At 40.2% G+C, this 2592-nt stretch carries 3 protein-coding genes; all 3 read right to left on the bottom strand.

The annotated features are described in order from the left end of the window. Positions 1 to 147: 147 nt before the first annotated feature. Positions 148 to 813, bottom strand: a complete 666-nt coding sequence (locus tag B5F08_RS12985; RefSeq protein ID WP_087380357.1) for a zinc ribbon domain-containing protein — start codon at positions 811 to 813, stop codon at positions 148 to 150. A gap of 113 nt (positions 814 to 926) precedes the next feature. Continuing rightward, the gene (locus B5F08_RS13665; RefSeq protein ID WP_275532181.1) at positions 927 to 1058 is read right to left on the bottom strand and encodes a hypothetical protein; all 132 of its coding nucleotides are present in this window, start codon (positions 1056 to 1058) and stop codon (positions 927 to 929) included. 353 nt (positions 1059 to 1411) lie between these two features. Beyond that, positions 1412 to 2592 (bottom strand): discoidin domain-containing protein (locus tag B5F08_RS12975; RefSeq protein ID WP_143256435.1); only part of this gene is annotated, 1181 nt, incomplete at its 5' end.

The raw sequence follows: 2592 nt of genomic DNA, 5'->3' as shown, positions 1-2592 counted from the left end.
TAAACCCCAATTCCTCCTTCTTTTTTATCAAAGTGTTGGTTGCTTGATAAACGCAAAAACCCTGAATTTCAGATAGAAATTCAGGGTTTTTGGACAAGCTGAAGCTTCGCAGAAATAAAACTGCGAAGCTTTTATTTTTATGTATAATCAGTAATAAACCTGGCGTGTTCTCGCCATTCCCATTTCAATAAGCTTTTTGGCTTCTTCACCGTTTTCTATTGTTAAGTCGTATTTTTTACCTTTTATAGTGATCACTATTCTGTTATTTCTGGAAACCACTCCGGAGAATTTTTGCTTTACACTGTCAATATCGCTGTATGAAGCGTTGAAAGGTACACTGCACAGATACAGGCACTTTCCTCCCCTGCCGCTTATTCCCTGGTCGCTTATATTGAGAACTATCTTATTATAGACCATAAGATTTATTACAACCGCTACCATTAAAACAAACAACAAAACAATCCAAAATACAGCCTCTGTAATGTCGCCTTTGTTTGGCTTATACGACGACATAAGTCTAAATAATGTAAATACCCAAAACAAATCAGCACACAAACCAATGCACAAAGCAAATATAATGAATTTTCTATGGAATTTTGTAGCATAATATGTTCTGACCTCACCGGGATTTAACGGGCGGACTCCCACATTATAAAAACCCTCTCCGCTGTACTGTGGTTGGTTCATATTCATTTGCTGATAATTTCTCTGATATCCCATCTTTTGACCATTGGCCGCAAAAGAATCTGTTCCGCAGTTGGGACAAAATCTAGCGTTTTCCGGCAGCTGTGTTCCGCAATTTTTGCAATACATTATAAATCCCTTCCCCTTTTACTTTTAATGTTTATTTAATTATAATTGTTCATTTACACAGCTGTCAATAGAACAGTATAAAATTGCGCCCCGCTTAATCACGGGGCGCAATTTTATACTTCAGGAACCATAGGGTCAACAACAGGCTTACAGTCAGTACAAATATCACTCGCGGAAGCTCCGTTACAGTTTACATAAGTGTCGCCAACAGAAGCAGCAGCTCCGAATTCAACAGGAACTGCCACACAGATATCCTGACGGATTGTAAATACACATGAACCGTCTATCTGTCCGTCACACTCTTCAGCACCTGAAACTACAATAGGTGTTCCACAGCATTTTGTAAAGGTTGTCCCTGTTTTTGCAAAAGGTCTTACAGTTACCGGAACGCAGATTGACGCAGACTAATATCCAACTGCCGGACAAGTCTGGTCATCTGTAAGGGCGTTCATCTGCCATATTTTCACCCCTTTCTTTTATTTATATTACATAATATATACCGTACTATGGATTTTTGACACAAAAAGCCCGTGGAGATTATCCCCACGGGTTTTTCTTATTATCCGAAAAATAAGGCTAGCGGATAATATATTTTGAGTTAAGAGTCAAGAAGCTTAATTTGAATAAGTGTTGCGTCGTTAATGGTTATTTTTCCGTCTTCATTCATATCTGCAAGTTCCAAATCAAATATTCCGGAAATATCCATGCAGACAACATACTGCTGAACAAGTGTTGCATCATTGATATCAACTGTATTATCGTGGTTTACATCGCCCTTTTCATATGCCGGCACTTTTTCAGCTTTCATAATTTTCAGTTCACTCACTGCAAGTTTATTAGGATCGCCTGTAGATGCGTCGTTCTGAATTGCTGTAGGCTTAATTCTGATATACTTTGCAGTTATAGGCTCATTGAAGATAATTTCAGCCGTTTGTCCGTCATATTCAGGTGTATAAGTACCTGCGGATGTGAATTCTGTTCCGTTTTCTGAAACAAGAATTTCTACAGTCTTTATCTTGTTATTGCCGTTCTTTCTTGCTGTATACTGTATTCCCTTTACAGTCTTTGCTGTGTCGCCGAATACTACATCTATATATGCGTTTGGAGCATCGTTCTGTGAGAGCCAGAAGCCGTTCGGACTTCCGTCAAACATTATATTGTTTGCAGCTTCCTGAGAAGCAACACCGGAAGACTGTCCGTCAGAGGATGACCACTGGAGCCATGCGCCTGATGTATTTACTGTAAAGTCTTCCTTATACATATAGAAATTAGGATCTGTCTTTAAAAGACCTTCAATAGCGGATGTAAGGCTGTTCTTAGCCGCTATTACATCAAACTGTGTAGCTGTTTCGCTTTCGGAAACTTCAATTGCCTTTGCCAAAGCTTCGCTGAACTTGCTGTAGCTTGACTCTGTATATGTTCCGTTGGCGTTTGTGTAGTCCTCAAGAGCCTTTGCCTTTTCGATTTCAGCCAAAAGTTCTGTCTTGTCAACTTCACCTGATGGAACGTCGCCTTCCTGATACTCGTAAGCGCCGATATCAGGTGTTCCTGTAACTTCGTTGCCGAAGAAGTCTGTTCCTGTAAATCCGTCGATTGCAACACCTGCGTCGATTGCCGGTGAATCTTTGGAAATCTTAAAGCCTTCAAATGCTGCTCTGCCGTGTACTACACCTGTTGTTGTAGTAGGTGCTGCTTCTGCTCCCCAGAAGAGAGGATCTGCTGTAACAGCATTTGCATCGCTTGTTGGTGTATTTGTGTAGTTATAATACAGGTTGTTGC

The sequence above is a fragment of the Anaeromassilibacillus sp. An172 genome, from assembly GCF_002160515.1.
Taxonomy (GTDB): Bacteria; Bacillota; Clostridia; order Oscillospirales; family Acutalibacteraceae; genus Limousia; species Limousia pullorum.
Note: the sequence above shows the minus strand (reverse complement) of the source record. Positions and strands in the feature narration are given on the sequence as shown.